Here is a 14090-nt window from a genome sequence, read left to right on the forward strand (position 1 = left end):
AAGCACCCTTAGGCTCACCGTACCGATGCTTCGTTGAGTATAACCTAATCTGTGTATTCAGCCGGTTAATCGACGTTAGTTTTAAGTACGGTCTGCCTCATTTTTCGGACCACTTGTCGCGGTAGCCATCTCCTTTTCTGGTTTAGCGCCCCTGCAAAGCAATGGAAAAGGGAACTTTCTTGTCTGCCAGATATCTATGCCATTACTTTCAATGGACTGTGCCCCTTTTTGTCTGTGCCATCATCGTCTAACCGTCGCATGTTACCCTTCCTCCTCGTTTCGCTGTTGATACATGTCATCGGGGTCTGGTGGCTAATGCGTATGCAAACCAATGCGGTGGCGCCGATGCTCAAGCAGGGGCAGGGGCTGAGCCAGACCAAACCGGCCATTACTGCCCGCCTCTGGACGATGCCGATCTCGTCGCCCGACTCATTAAAAGAACACTCCGAGCCTCAGCCCTTACAGTCAGAGATCCCATCCGAGTCTGCGCCGCCGAAGCCTCAGGCCTCGCAGGTTGCTTCTTCTGAGCCTCAGGCCTCGCAGGTTGCTTCTTCTGAGCCTCAGCCTCGAGAGAGCGCTGTCGAGCCATCGCAAGCCTCTGAAGAAAATGTTGAGTTGGTGGAGTCCTCCGAGTTATCCCCCTCACCATCCTCAGCAGTGACTCAAAACCCGAAAGGTACCCTGGATGTTTCATCCTATCAGAGTGCGGCGCAGCGTCATCTCTCAGCCTGGCAGGCCAGACAGGACAGAAAGAATGCAGAGGAGGCGAGCAGAGACTATGCCGAGCGGCGCAATAACCCCATCGGAGAGATTCCTGAATTCACGCCGCGACTCAGTGAAGAGGAAAAGCTGCTCAAGGCGATCGTTAAAGACGTTAACTGCGAAAAAGGGGCGAATGCCGCCATTACGGCTGTAATGGGGTTTTTTGGTGGCGCGGTACGTTGCAGTGAGCGCGGCGATTTTCAAAAGCATATCGACAAGCGACTGCATGAGCGTCCTTAGTCATTTTTTGGATAAAAATGCATTAAAAATGGGCGAAAATGCGTTAAGCTCGGGGCCCTGCAGCACAATACCGGAGGGTGGGATATGTCACTGAATATCGCTAAGTTTGGCGGAACCAGCGTCGCTAACATTGAGGCCATGAGCAGCTGTGCTCGTGTTGTAATGGACAACAACGCTACCCGGGTGGTGGTGGTCAGTGCCGCCGCCGGTGTGACCAATTATCTGGTTAAGCTGGCCAACGAAGAACTCACCACCGAGCAAACCAATGAGGTGATCGCCAGTATCGAACAGATCGAGTTTGCCATTCTTGCTGGCCTCGACTCGCCGCCGCAGGTCTCGGTCAAACTCAATGAGCTGCTGAGTATTCTGCGTGAATTAGCCTTTCATGAAGAGATATTGCACCGTCCGGATTTAAAAGATGCCATGCTTTCACTGGGTGAGCGTATGTCCTCACTGCTGTTTGCCGAGTTGTTGTGTCAAAAAGGTGTGCAGGCGGAGAACTTCGATGCCCGCAAAGTGATTAAAACCGACAGTGATTTTGGCCAGGCCGTTCCGGACATAGCGCTGGTGGCCCAACAGGCTGAAAAGCTTCTGAAACCCGAACTCGCGCGCACCATTATTGTAACGCAGGGCTTTGTGGGCTCAGATGAACTGGATAACACCACGACCCTGGGCCGGGGCGGCTCAGATTACACCGCAGCCTTACTGGCAGAGGCGCTGGACGCAGACAGCTGCGAGATCTGGACAGATGTCATCGGCGTGTACACCACAGATCCGCGCATTACCGACCAGGCCCGGCCATTGCCGGAGCTGAGCTTTGAAGAAGCGGCGGAGATGGCGACCTTTGGCGCCAAGGTACTGCACCCGGCCACGATGGTGCCGGCAGTACGCAAAAATATACCGGTGTTTGTGGGCTCCAGTCGCGAACCCGAGAAAGGCGGCACCTGGATTGTCAAAGACTGCAAGCACGAACCCCATTTCCGTGCCCTGACACGTCGCAGAGATCAGGTTCTGGTGACGGTAAAAACGCCGAGCATGCTGTATGCCTCTGGTTTTTTGCAGCAGGTCTTCGAGATTCTGGCCCGGCACAATCTCAGTGTTGATTTGGTCACCACCTCAGAAATTGCCGTCTCCCTGACCATTGATAACCCGCCCAATTCGGTGCGCGCTCGCCTCAATCGCGCCAGCATTGAAGATCTTAAAGAGATCAGCGAAGTCAGCGTCGAAGAGGGCTTCGATCTGGTGACGGTAGTGGGTAACAATATGCACAGTGCAGCAGGCGTTTCCAGTCAGATCTTCGAATCAGTGAAGAACTACAACTTGCGCCTGATTTGTTACGGCGCCAATCCCCACAATATTTCTTTTCTGGTCAGTGGCGCGGACAGTACAGGTGTGGTGAAAGATCTGCACCGGGATTTATTTGAGGGCAACTGAGCGGTTATGAGCGCCGCGCTGGCTGTGGTAAAATTAACGCCCAAATTATTGATGAACTCCTGTTATGGTCAGACGTACAAAGGCTGAGGCCGAAGCCACCCGCGCTACTATTCTGGATGCTGCCGAGACATTGTTTTTTGAACAAGGCGTATCTCGAACCACGCTGGATAAGATTGCCCGGGCAGCCGGAGTGACCCGCGGGGCGGTGTATTGGCATTTCGATAATAAATCAGACTTGTTCACGGCCATGCTTGAGCGGATTCGTCTGCCTTTTCGTATGATGCTCAGTGAAATGGACCAGGTGGCCGAGGCCGATTCGTTGCAAAGCATTCGCGATATTATGATCCGCTCGCTGCAGATTGTCGGAGAAAGTGAACAGCATCGCCGGGTGCTGAGCATCGTCTTTCATCGCTGCGAATACATTGATGAACTCAACCCGGCGGTTCACGAGCAGGAGAAGCTGGACAGCGAAGTGCAGCAAACACTGGAGCGCGCATTCGAGCGTGCGCGCCAGTCTCACCATCTGAATCCTGATGTCAGCCCGAAGCTTGCCGCCAGCGCCTTGCATGCTTATATCAGTGGGCTGATAGGGAAGTTCCTGCTCACGCCCAGGCAGTGTGATCTGGCGCAGTCCGCACCCGCATTAATTGATTGTTTCCTGGATGGTTTAAAGCGCCATAGCTGAACAGTATCTGCTTTCACATATCACGTTGTTCGGACGTTACCCTTTGAGCAGAAAGGTAGTGCATGCGTTGCTTTGTCGCGGATGCAGACCTGACGGCAGCGACGTTAACTAATGTGCGGGAAAGCGCTCTGGCTATCGAACCAGAGCGCAGATATTTGCCTTATCCTTTCTTTCTGACAAAGTACTGTTGCACTATGAGATAGAACACCGGCACCAGGAATATGGCGAGTAATGTTGCCGAAATCATGCCACCGAGCACACCGATACCGATGGCATTGCGGCTGGCTGAGCCTGCCCCACTGCTGATGGCGAGCGGTAATACGCCGAGTGAAAAGGCCATCGATGTCATGATGATTGGCCGCAGACGCAGGCGAATGGCCTCCAGAATGGCATCAAACAAGGCCTTGCCCTGATCCTGCAGGGCGCGGGCGAATTCGACGATTAAGATGGCATTTTTCGATGCCAGTCCCATGGTGGTTAACAGTCCCACCTGAAAGTAGACATCATTTCCCAGCCCGGTGAGATAGGCCGCACAGAGGGCACCAATGATTCCCAGTGGCACCACCATGATGACGGAAAACGGGATCGCCCAGCTTTCATACAACGCCGCCAGACATAAAAATACCACCAGAATAGAGAGTGCATACAAGGCCGGTGCCTGCGCCCCTGACATGCGCTCCTGATAGGACGTGCCCGTCCACTCAAAGCCAATCCCCTGAGGCAGTTTGCCAATCAGCTCGGCCATGGTGTTCATGGCATCCCCTGAACTGAACCCTGGTGCAGGCTGGCCCTGTATCTGCATGGCAGACACGCCGTTGTAGCGCTCGACCCGTTGCGGGCCATATACCCACTCTGTGCTGGCAAACGCGGCAAACGACACCATCTCACCGTCGTTATTTCGCACATACCAGTCGTTCAGGTTTTCAGGCATCATGCGAAAACGGGCATCGGCCTGGACATAGACCTTTTTCACCCGGCCGCGGTCGACAAAATCATTCACATAGCGGGAGCCCCAACCGATTGACAGGGTCTGGTTGATGTCGCTAATGCTTACTCCCAGGGCCCTGGCTTTGAGCTCATCGACATTGATTTTCAGCTGCGGGGCATCTTCCATGCCATTGGGCCGTACACCGACCACTGCACTCTCCTGCGCTGCCATGCCTAACAACTGGTTTCTGGCCTGTAATAAGGCATCATGACCCAGCCCGGCACGATCCTGCAAATACAGGCTGAAACCGGTAGCGTTGCCCAACTGCGCAATGGGCGGCAAATTGAAGGCGAAGATCTGGGCTTCTTTAATGGTTGAGAAAAAGCCCATGGACTGGCCAATCACCGCGTTCACAGACTGGCTTTCGTCCCGTTCACTCCAGTCTTTGAGGCGCACAAACGCCAGTCCCATGTTCTGTCCCTGACCCGCAAAGCTAAAGCCCGACACAGTAAATACCGACTCCACCGCATCGACGTCGTCGTAGTAATGGGAAATTTTTGTCATCACCGCTTCTGTGCGCTGCTGGCTGGCACCTGTTGGCAGTTGGATCAGCGACAGAAATACGCCCTGATCCTCATCGGGCAAGAAAGAGGTGGGCAGGCGCATAAACATGACGGCCATGACTGCCACTATGGCCAGATATACGGCCATGGAGCGCAGAGGTCTTTTCAGCATGCCACCAACCATGCGCTGATAGCCCTGGTTGCTGCGTTCAAAACCGCGGTTGAAGCCGCCAAAGAAGCCGCCTTTGTTATGATGGTCCCCTTTAACCGGTTTGAGCATGGTGGCACACAAGGCCGGGGTGAATATCAGTGCGACCAGCACCGATAACGCCATGGCAGAGACTATGGTAATGGAAAACTGCTGATAAATGGCGCCGGTAGCGCCACCAAAAAAGGCCATTGGCACAAATACGGCAGATAGCACCAGGCCAATGCCAATCAGGGCGCCAGTGATCTGACCCATGGATTTACGGGTCGCCTCTACTGGTGACAGTCCCTCTTCGGTCATTACCCGTTCAACGTTTTCCACCACGACGATGGCGTCGTCTACCAGCAGGCCGATGGCCAGCACCATACCAAACATGGTCAGCGTGTTAATGGTAAAGCCAAACATGGTCATAATGGCAAAGGTGCCCAGCAGCACCACCGGCACCGCCAGGGTCGGTATAAGCGTTGCCCGCAGGTTTTGCAGGAACAGGTACATCACCAGAAACACCAGCAGTATGGCTTCAAACAGGGTCTGTATTACCGAACTGATAGAGGTTTCTACAAAGGGCGTGGTGTCATAAGGGATGACCATTTCCATACCCTCAGGCAGGAAAGGCTCCATCTCAGCCAGAATATCTTTCACCGCTTTGGCGGTATCCAGGGCGTTGGCACCCGTGGCTAGGTTGATGGCCAGGCCCGTGGCCGGATCGCCATTGTAGCGACCAATCACCGAGTAATTCTCTCCACCGAGTTCGATTCTGGCCACATCACGCAGCTTCACCTGTGATCCATCGGCGTTGACTCTGAGCAGGATCTCGCCGAATTCCTCGGCAGTTGTGAGGCGGGTTTGTGCCAGCAACGCAGCATTAAACTGCTGCCCTTCCACGGCAGGGGCTCCACCAATCTGACCTGCGGTCACCTGGTTGTTCTGCTCGCGGATCGCATCGGTAATATCACCGGGTGTCAGTTGGTATTGGTTGAGCTTATCGGCATTCAGCCAGATGCGCATGGCATACTGACTGCCAAACACCTGTACATTGCCCACACCACTGGCCCGGCTGATCGGATCCCTGACCGTAGAAACCACATAATCGGCAATATCGTCACGCTGCATGCTGCCGTCTTTGGAGACAAACCCCACCACCATCAGAAAACTGCCGTTGGACTTGGCTACGGCCACACCTTGCTGTTGCACCTCCTGTGGTAACAGGGGCAAGGCGCGTTGTAGCTTATTCTGTACCTGAACCTGGGCAATATCGGCATCGGTGCCGGTCTCAAAAGTCAGCGTCACCGACACATTACCCACCGAATCGCTTTGTGCCGACATGTACATCAGGTTGTCGAGTCCGGTCATGGACTGTTCAATCACCTGAGTCACGGCATTTTCGGCAGCCTGGGCAGAGGCGCCCGGGTAGCTTGCATTAATGGTGACGGCCGGCGGGGCGACCTGAGGATATTGCTCTATGGGCAGTTGTCTGATGGACAGCGCACCGGCAAGCATAATCACAATGGCGATCACCCAGGCAAAAATTGGCCTGCCAATAAAGAAATTGGCCATGAATTAACCTCCCTGAGACGCGGACTGTGCGGTGGTAACTTTAACCTCGGCACCGGGGCGTACCTTTTGCAACCCTTTTACAATCACCCGGTCGCCGGCTTCCAGGCCACCCTTCACGCGCCAGTGCTGATCTCTGGCCTCACCCACCTGAATGATCTTTTTCACCACCTTGTTGTCGTTGTCGACCAGCAGCACCGACGCTTCGCCTTTTGGTGTGTAAGCAACTGCTGCCTGAGGTACCAGAATGGCATTGGGATCAGTGCCCAGAGCGACCTGAGCACGTACGAACATGCCGGGTAATAAATCGCCTTCGGTATTGGGGAATACTGCCCTTAAGGTAACCATGGCGGTGCTGGGATCCACATTCACTTCAGAAAATTTCAGCTTACCGCGATGCTGATAGACGCTGCCGTCTTCCAGTGTCAGGCTGACATCGGCCTGAGCAGGATCACTGACGTCACCGCGTTGCAGTTGATGGCGCAGATTACGCAGCTCACTGGCTGACTGAGTCAAATCCACATAAATGGGATCGAGCTGACGAATCGTGGCCAGCCCCTGTTGCTGATTGGCGGTTAGCAGGGCGCCCTCAGTAACCGCAGAGCGGCCTATTTGGCCACTGATGGGTGCACGGATGCCGGTGTACTGAAGATTAATGCTGGCGCTTTGTACATCCGCCCTGGCAATGGCCAGCTCCGCCTCAGCCTGCATCAGCGCTGCGTTGGCGTCGTCATATTCCTGTTGGCTCACGGAGTTCGATTTCAGCAGGCCGGCGAAGCGATCGGCCTTGAGCCGGGCATTGTGCAATACCGCTTCGGCACTTGCCTGGCGAGCCTCGGCACTGTTAAGGGTGGCCTGATAAGATGCCGGGTCAATCTGATACAACAGTTGCCCCTGCTCTACGTGCTGCCCCTCTTCGAACAGGCGTTGTTGCAGGATGCCGCTGACCTGGGGACGAATCTCTGCCTGACGATAGTCAACGGTACGCCCGGGTAATTCATTGGTCAGTGCAAGTGGCTGTGACTGGATTTGTGCCACTTCCACTTCCGGAAGTTGGCTGCCCCGTTGTTGCTGTGGCTGCGGCTGACTGCAACCGCTGAGTAGCAAGCCTAACAGCAACGCTGAACTGATTAATCTGTCTGCTTTCACATTACACCTCGACAATCCCGGTTTAGTTACCCGGTAAAACAATGGTGGGAATTATACATACAGGTATGTATGTAAGCAATCCTGTACCTGATGCCTTTGTTGTGTGCGAACAACCGTCGCACCGATTCTCTCGCTCTGAAAAGGTGCATTTGCATGATCACGACCGGCGCTAAGTCTAGCGCCTTAACCTTCATCGGCCTATCTTCAAATTGTAAACGATGATTACCGACGGCCTGTGTCAACGGTCTTGGTTGCGATGGCGTCATGGGCGATGTTAACCACCTGGCGCCAGATGGGTGTCAGGGATGGATAACGCCCGGTTTCATGATTGAGGCCGCCATGCTGTCGATTGGTCAGCAGCACGACGACCAAGGCGCTTTTGGGGTTAATCAGCCAGTATGTACCGGTAAAGCCGGGATGCCAGTAGTAGGTTTGGTCCAGATACTGACCTTTGCGGAATCCATGGGCCTGTTCATCATCAAAGGGGGTCTGTAAAAACGTCTCGAGTGTGGTTTTGTCGGTGACGGTGTAGTTCTGGTAGGTGCCGCCATTGACCAGCATCTGGCCCAGAATCGCCAAATCATCCAGGGTGGAAAAAAGCCCAGCATGCCCTGCAACACCTTCCAGACCATACCAGGTATTGCCATCATTGGCTTCGCCAATCAGGGTATATTTGCGATAGCCATTAAAGTCAGGGTTTTTGGGCGGTCGTGCAAGAGGGTAAGGCTTTCCGGTTGCCACCATATTGCGCTCATAAGGGTTGCCGTGAGAGGTGGCGGCAATGCGCGGGCGAGCGTCGGGCAGTGGGGTGTAGCCTGTGTCCTGCATACCCAGAGGGGCATAGAGCTGCGTGTGTACGAACTGCTCCAGTGTTTTACCACTGACGGCCTCGATGATATTGCCGAGTAACATAAAACCCAGATCGGAATACGCCCTTCGCTCACCTGGCCCATGACCAAGAGGCAGCGATGCAATGTAGTCATTCAGTTCCTGTGCGTTAGTGAGATACAGCCAGGTGGGTTGCCATGGCAACAGGCCGCTGCGGTGAGTAAGCAGTTGTTGTACCGTGATGGCCGCTTTGTCGGTGTGTTTAAACTCGGGTAACAATTCGCCCAGGGTATCCTCCAACGCGAGTTGATTGTTACTGACCAGATGCATGATGGATATGGTGGTCGCGGCAACTTTGCTCACTGACGCCAGATCAAAGATGCTGTCGGCAGACATCCTGATAGGGTTTGTGCTGTGCACCAGGTTGCCATCGTCTTGCAGGCTCAGTAACTGAGCATGACCCACCGCCTCGCGACACATCACCCTGCCCTTGTGTGCAATCAGGACCGCGGCACCGGTGAAAAGGGCATTATCATGGATTCCGGCATGCTCATGCAGTAAGCCCTGCACGTTCTCACAGGTCTGTGCAATGTCACGGTGACTGCCCTTTGGTTCGTCAGCGGCGACGACGTCTGGCAACGGCTGTGCCGACGTGGTGGTGATTAGCGTAACTGAGATCCAAATCAGTACACGAAGAATCTGGCAATAGACAGTATGCATTATCAGATGGTGACCGCCGTTTTGTGGGTGATTAGCTGGCTTCACCTTGCCAGAAAAAGAGGATAAATAACACTGCCGGCAGGTACAGGCGATTATCACAATCGATTTATCAGGCGAGACAGATCAACACTTGTGTTCTACGTTTTGTGGTGACTAAACAAAAACAGTGCTGGCGACTCAGATGAAAACGCTGACGTCGCCTAAGACAAGGAGACAGGAATGAGCAACAATAATCCACAAAGCGGAAAATGCCCGGTCATGCACGGTGGAAATACGGAGTCGGGGCAGACCAATACATCGTGGTGGCCGCAATCGCTGAATCTCGACATATTGCATCAGCACGACACCAAGACCAATCCGCTGGGCGACGACTTTGATTATGCAAGTGAATTCAACAAGCTCGACTTGCAAGCCGTTAAATCTGACCTCAAAGCCTTGATGACAGAGAGTCAGAATTGGTGGCCTGCGGATTGGGGGCACTATGGCGGCCTGATGATTCGCATGGCCTGGCATGCTGCGGGCTCCTACCGGATTGCCGATGGACGCGGCGGTGGTGGTACCGGCAATCAGCGCTTCGCACCGCTCAACTCCTGGCCCGACAATACCAATCTGGATAAGGCCCGTCGTCTGTTGTGGCCGATAAAGAAAAAGTACGGCAACAAGCTATCCTGGGCTGACCTGATGATTCTGGCTGGCAATATGGCCTATGAATCCATGGGCCTGAAAACCTTTGGCTTTGGTGGTGGACGTGCCGATATCTGGCATCCGGAGAAAGACGTGTACTGGGGCGCGGAAAAAGAATGGCTGGCTTCCAGTGATAATCGCTATGAAGACGTGGACGATCCTTCCACCATGGAAAACCCACTGGCGGCGGTGCAAATGGGGCTGATTTATGTGAACCCTGAGGGTGTCAATGGTAAGCCCGATCCGCTGAAAACCGCAGCGCAGGTGCGTGAAACCTTTGCCCGCATGGCCATGGATGATGAAGAAACCGCCGCGCTCACCGTTGGGGGGCATACCGTGGGTAAAACCCATGGTAACGGTGAAGAGAGTTTGCTCGGGCCTGAGCCGGAAGCGGCAGATGTGTATGAGCAGGGACTGGGCTGGAATAATCACACCAAACGTGGGATCGGCCGTGACACCATGACGTCAGGCATAGAGGGAGCGTGGACCACCTATCCGACGAAGTGGGATAATGGCTATTGTCATCTGTTACTCAACCACGAGTGGGAACTGAAAAAAAGCCCGGCCGGCGCCTGGCAGTGGGAGCCGGTAGAAATGAAAGAAGAGGACAAGCCGGTTGATGTGGAAGACCCTTCCATTCGTCGCAACCCTATTATGACCGACGCCGACATGGCCATGAAAATGGATCCCAGCTACCGCAAAATCATCGAGAAGTTCTACCATGACTTTGATTACTTCTCTGACGTCTTTGCCCGGGCCTGGTTTAAGCTCACGCACCGTGATTTAGGCCCCAAGGCTCGTTATCTGGGGCCGGATGTACCAGATGAGGATTTGATTTGGCAGGACCCGGTTCCCACTGTGGATTATCAGCTTAGCGATGAAGACATCGCGGAGTTAAAACTCAGGTTGCTGGATTGTGGGGTATCTGCACAAGAGTTAATCACGACAGCCTGGGACAGTGCCCGTACCTTCCGTGGCTCTGACTATCGTGGTGGCGCCAATGGCGCACGTATCCGACTTGCGCCGCAAAAAGACTGGGAAGGTAATGAGCCGGAAAGGCTGTCGCGGGTATTGAGTAAACTCCAAGCCTTGCAGGCAACCCTGGATAAGCCGGTGAGTATGGCGGATCTGATTGTACTCGGCGGTACAGCAGCGGTGGAAAAGGCGGCGCGCGATGGCGGTGTTAATGTCACGGTGCCTTTTGTGCCGGGACGAGGCGATGCCACACAAGAGATGACCGACGAGGCGTCCTTCGAACCGCTCGAGCCCATTCATGACGGTTACCGAAACTGGCTGAAAAAGGATTATCAGGTGCCTGCGGAGGAGTTGCTGGTGGATCGTACCCAGTTGATGGGACTCACCGCACCGGAAATGACGGCACTGATTGGCGGCATGCGTGTGCTTGGCACCAACCATGGTGGTACACAACATGGCGTGTTCACTGATCGTGTGGGCGTATTGAGTAATGACTTTTTCGTGAACCTGACGGACATGGCGAATACCTGGAAGCCTGCAGGGAAGGGACTGTATGAGATTCGGGACCGCCAATCCGGCGAGCTGAAATGGACGGCAACCCGGGTCGATCTGGTGTTTGGATCTAACTCTATTCTGCGTTCTTACGCTGAGGTTTATGCGCAGGATGACAATAATGACAAGTTTATTGCCGATTTTGTCAAAGCCTGGAGCAAGGTCATGAACGCAGACCGCTTTGATGTTCAATAACTCGCACCCTGGTGCAAACAAAAAGGGGCCAAAAGGCCCCTTTTTTATTGACGAGAGTACAGGCGAAAGTGATATAAAAAGGCTTGATGCGCTGACAAAAAGGATAGAAATGAAGATTCTATGGATAGCCCTATTTATTGCCGTATTTGTCTGGTCTGCCATTGAGCCAGCCGACCGGTTCACCTGGTTTCTTGAAGTGCTTCCTGCCGTTATAGGGCTGGTTCTGGTGGTAAGTACTTACAATAAATTAAGGCTCACCTCTCTTTTGTACGTGCTGATTCTGTTGCATTGTGTGGTGCTGATGATCGGCGGCCACTACACCTATGCGGAAGTGCCGTTTTTTGATGGCTTACTGGGCACAGAGCGAAATAACTACGACAAGGTCGGGCATTTCTTTCAGGGCTTCGTGCCCGCTATCCTGGCCAGAGAATTACTGATTCGGCTGAATGTGGTCAATGGTCCCAACTGGCGCAATCTTTATGTGGTCAGTGTCTGTCTGGCTTTCAGTGCGTTTTACGAATTGCTTGAATGGTGGGTTGCACTGGCTTCTGGCGAGGGAGCGGAAGCCTTTTTGGGCACTCAGGGCTATGTCTGGGACACCCAGTCTGATATGGGCTTTGCTTTACTGGGGGCCATCCTGGCACTGGTAAGCCTGTCCTCATTCCACGACAAACAACTAAAGTCGTTGAAATGAAAGGTGCACTGTATCTGCTGACCGCTCCTGTTCTACTGTATCAGGCTCGTCAGACCCGCCGATATGCGCTGCGCTTACCGGAGCCAGCGGGAGACAGGCAGGGAGTCAGTGGGCAGGGAACGGCATTGAGGGTGCTGGTGCTGGGTGACTCCGCCGCCGCGGGCGTAGGGTGTGAACATCAGTCCGAGGCCATTACCGGACAATGGGTAAGGCGACTGGCAAAAGACTATGAGGTGCACTGGCAGCTGGTGGCCTGTTCAGGGCTCAATTGTGCCGAAACACTCTCACTGCTGAAACAAGAGCCCCTTCAGCACAAGCAGGTGGATGCGGTTTTAATCTCAGTGGGGGTGAATGATGTAACCGGACGCACTGGAATAAGAGACTGGTATCGCCAGCTTGAGCAACTGAGTGATTATCTCACTCAGACTCTGAAGACTCGCTGTATCCTCTACACCGCGCTGCCTCCTATGCATGCCTTTCCGGTATTACCGGGTTTATTGCGACGTTATCTGGGTGACAGAGCGAAAACGTTGGATGTTTGTTTGCGACGGCATTGTGAAGCGCATACCAATACGTTTTACCTTGAGCCGGGATTACCCTTAACGCCAGAGATGATGGCCACCGACGGCTTTCACCCCTCGACTAATGCGGTTAAGGTCTGGGCAGAAAAGGCATGTGGGTCATTGCTATCGGTGTTGCACGAACAAGGTTTAGCAAATTAGCCCCTCGAGAACTGTCTTATCATAACGATGTTCAACGCGTTATCAGGTGTCGTAAAAAAAATTGTCTGATATTGTCTCTGTCCCCTTACCCTCGCCTCTGGAGCCCCATGCTTAAATTTTGGTACAAAGAATTTCCGCAGTTTCCTCAGGAGAACCCTGATTATTGGCGGGCTCGCCTGATTCAGCATGCGTTGTTGATCGGTACGGTATTTTTTTCGCTACTGGCACTGATTAACCTGTTTTATTTCCACGCCTATTCCCTTGCACTACTGGATAGTGTCGGCTTTTGTCTTACTCTGGCGATTTATGCCTGGTTCCGGCGCAGTGCTAACGTCAATCTGGCAGCATGGGCCTTTGCGCTATTGGCGACGGCTCTGGTTTCCTGGTTTGTGATAATGGTGGAAGGCCGTTCTCATTCGCTGATGTGGGCGACCCTTATTCCTCCTTTTACGTTCTTTTTACTCGGACGACAATGGGGCTCGGTGCTTAGTGCGATAGTGTTCAGCGTCTGTGCGTTGGTGGTATATCAGCAAGTGCAGACACAAGTGGCTGTGACCTTCACCGTCGGTTCGTTGTTGAATGTGATTGAAGTGGCAATCGCTCACCTGCTGATATTCCGTTTTTATGAGCGCAGCCGTTCAACGGCTTATCAACATCTGGCAGGGAAAACGGAACAAATCCGTAAGCTCGCCGAGACCGACAGCCTGACCGGCCTGCACAATCGCGAAAAGCTCGACAGAGAGTTGGAACAGATATTCACAGATGCACTTCAGCATGAAGACGGATTCAGCCTGATGTTGCTGGACCTTGATCATTTCAAACAGATTAATGACCAGTTCGGGCATTTAGAAGGCGATAAGGTATTAGCAGAATTGTCCGATAGTCTGCGTACTCATATGCGCCAACAGGATCTGTTAGCCCGCTGGGGCGGAGAGGAGTTTGTGGTGGTGCTGCCCAAGACAGGCATAGACAATGCGGCAGAGCTGGCAGAGAGGCTGCGCAGCCGGATTGCCGCGACATCTATTCATGGACATCATCTGACCATCAGCATCGGGGTGGCTCAATATCAGGCCGGCGATACGATTCCTTTGCTATTGGAGCGCACCGATCAGGCACTGTATGAAGCGAAGCATAAAGGACGTAACCGGGTTGTTGTCAGGTAGTCATAGCGTTAGGCTGGGTAATAGGTACGCGAAC

The 14090-nt window shown here is 53.6% G+C and carries 10 protein-coding genes; 7 read left to right on the forward strand and 3 right to left on the reverse strand.

From position 1 onward, the window contains the following. Positions 1-315 precede the first annotated feature (315 nt). The 3 genes from CCY32_RS04285 (at position 316) to CCY32_RS04295 (ending at position 3121) form a co-directional block, all read left to right on the forward strand. Positions 316-1002 (forward strand): hypothetical protein, encoded by a 687-nt coding sequence (locus tag CCY32_RS04285; RefSeq protein ID WP_088329363.1) that lies wholly within the window; start codon positions 316-318, stop codon positions 1000-1002. An 84-nt stretch (positions 1003-1086) separates the two neighbouring features. Further along, positions 1087-2436 carry a lysine-sensitive aspartokinase 3 gene (gene lysC / locus CCY32_RS04290; protein ID WP_088329364.1) on the forward strand — a complete coding sequence of 450 codons (1350 nt, stop codon included), beginning with the start codon at positions 1087-1089 and terminating at the stop codon, positions 2434-2436. A 64-nt stretch (positions 2437-2500) separates the two neighbouring features. Next, the gene (locus CCY32_RS04295) at positions 2501-3121 is read left to right on the forward strand and encodes a TetR family transcriptional regulator (RefSeq protein WP_088329365.1); all 621 of its coding nucleotides are present in this window, start codon (positions 2501-2503) and stop codon (positions 3119-3121) included. A gap of 160 nt (positions 3122-3281) precedes the next feature. Here the strand turns inward: CCY32_RS04295 and CCY32_RS04300 are convergent, their stop codons facing one another. The 3 genes from CCY32_RS04300 to CCY32_RS04310 all read right to left on the reverse strand — a co-directional run bounded on the left by CCY32_RS04300 (position 3282) and on the right by CCY32_RS04310 (position 9071). After that, the gene (locus CCY32_RS04300; RefSeq protein WP_088329366.1) at positions 3282-6377 is read right to left on the reverse strand and encodes an efflux RND transporter permease subunit; all 3096 of its coding nucleotides are present in this window, start codon (positions 6375-6377) and stop codon (positions 3282-3284) included. Between the two features lie 3 nt (positions 6378-6380). Beyond that, a complete protein-coding gene (locus CCY32_RS04305; RefSeq protein ID WP_088329367.1) occupies positions 6381-7523 on the reverse strand; it encodes an efflux RND transporter periplasmic adaptor subunit in 1143 nt (380 codons plus the stop codon). A 222-nt stretch (positions 7524-7745) separates the two neighbouring features. Then, positions 7746-9071, reverse strand: a complete 1326-nt coding sequence (locus CCY32_RS04310) for a serine hydrolase (RefSeq protein WP_088329368.1) — start codon at positions 9069-9071, stop codon at positions 7746-7748. Positions 9072-9290: 219 nt separating this feature from the next. Here CCY32_RS04310 and katG point away from each other — a divergent pair, with 219 nt between their 5' ends. From katG to CCY32_RS04330, 4 genes are all read left to right on the forward strand, one after another. Beyond that, positions 9291-11477, forward strand: coding sequence for a catalase/peroxidase HPI (katG, locus tag CCY32_RS04315; protein WP_088329369.1), 2187 nt, complete (start codon positions 9291-9293; stop codon positions 11475-11477). 109 nt (positions 11478-11586) lie between these two features. Continuing rightward, positions 11587-12171 carry a DUF2238 domain-containing protein gene (locus tag CCY32_RS04320; protein WP_088329695.1) on the forward strand — a complete coding sequence of 195 codons (585 nt, stop codon included), beginning with the start codon at positions 11587-11589 and terminating at the stop codon, positions 12169-12171. After that, positions 12168-12893: an SGNH/GDSL hydrolase family protein gene (locus tag CCY32_RS04325; protein ID WP_088329370.1), complete on the forward strand. Its 726-nt coding sequence runs from the start codon at positions 12168-12170 to the stop codon at positions 12891-12893. Before CCY32_RS04320 ends, CCY32_RS04325 begins: the two co-directional genes overlap by 4 nt. Before the next feature lie 107 nt (positions 12894-13000). Continuing rightward, on the forward strand, positions 13001-14056 hold the full coding sequence (locus CCY32_RS04330; protein ID WP_088329371.1) for a GGDEF domain-containing protein: 1056 nt from the start codon (positions 13001-13003) through the stop codon (positions 14054-14056). Positions 14057-14090: the final 34 nt, after the last annotated feature.

Origin of the sequence: Lacimicrobium sp. SS2-24 (assembly GCF_002201535.1) — a bacterium.
Lineage (GTDB): Bacteria > Pseudomonadota > Gammaproteobacteria > Enterobacterales > Alteromonadaceae > Lacimicrobium.

Bases quoted from the DNA above. Each gene is read 5' to 3' on its own strand.
- CCY32_RS04325 (WP_088329370.1), top strand. From the start codon at position 12,168: ATGAAAGGTGCACTGTATCTGCTGACCGCTCCTGTTCTACTGTATCAG.
- CCY32_RS04285 (WP_088329363.1), top strand. From the start codon at position 316: ATGCGTATGCAAACCAATGCGGTGGCGCCGATGCTCAAGCAGGGGCAG.
- katG (WP_088329369.1), top strand. From the start codon at position 9,291: ATGAGCAACAATAATCCACAAAGCGGAAAATGCCCGGTCATGCACGGT.
- CCY32_RS04310 (WP_088329368.1), bottom strand. From the start codon at position 9,071: ATGCATACTGTCTATTGCCAGATTCTTCGTGTACTGATTTGGATCTCA.
- CCY32_RS04330 (WP_088329371.1), top strand. From the start codon at position 13,001: ATGCTTAAATTTTGGTACAAAGAATTTCCGCAGTTTCCTCAGGAGAAC.
- lysC (WP_088329364.1), top strand. From the start codon at position 1,087: ATGTCACTGAATATCGCTAAGTTTGGCGGAACCAGCGTCGCTAACATT.
- CCY32_RS04300 (WP_088329366.1), bottom strand. From the start codon at position 6,377: ATGGCCAATTTCTTTATTGGCAGGCCAATTTTTGCCTGGGTGATCGCC.
- CCY32_RS04320 (WP_088329695.1), top strand. From the start codon at position 11,587: ATGAAGATTCTATGGATAGCCCTATTTATTGCCGTATTTGTCTGGTCT.
- CCY32_RS04295 (WP_088329365.1), top strand. From the start codon at position 2,501: ATGGTCAGACGTACAAAGGCTGAGGCCGAAGCCACCCGCGCTACTATT.